This window comes from Micromonospora sp. ATLC16 (genome assembly GCF_057196645.1).
In genome coordinates, this window is record NZ_JBXUOW010000186.1 from 1 (window position 1) to 457 (window position 457).

At 68.1% G+C, this 457-nt stretch carries 1 pseudogene; it reads right to left on the reverse strand.

Going from position 1 to position 457, the window contains the following annotated elements:
- Positions 1 to 192 (reverse strand): annotated as a pseudogene (locus AC2CHE_RS26985) (IS701 family transposase); the annotation flags it as partial.
- Between the last annotated feature and the right edge of the window lie 265 nt (positions 193 to 457).

Sequence of the window (457 nt, forward strand, 5' to 3'; positions counted from 1 at the left end):
ATCACGGACGGCGTCGGCGTCCCACACCGCCCGGTACAACAACCGCTGCATCGCATCCGGCCGAGCATGCCCGGCCTGCTCGGCCAACTGCCAACACGTCTTGACCTCAAGCTCAGCCAGCAGCCCCGTCACGAACTGCCCCGCAGCACGGCGCGGCTCCACCCGCCCGAACCGGCCCGCGAAACAGCCCAGCACCTCGGCCAGCACCCGCTCCCATCGCCCAACGGCTACGCTGTGGCACGCGGCCACCGCCAGATCTGAAGTATGTCCACAACGTACAGACGATCACGTGGTGGCCGCCTCGCGTCCACCCCGCCCCAGCAGCAACATCTCAAACGGCGGCTGCCGTACTAGTACGGCAGCCGCCATTGGCTAGTTGACCAGGGCGTATTCGCGGTTGAGTCTGGTGCGTTGGTGGAACCAGCGGGCGCGGGCTTGGTGGCGGCGTCGCCAGGTG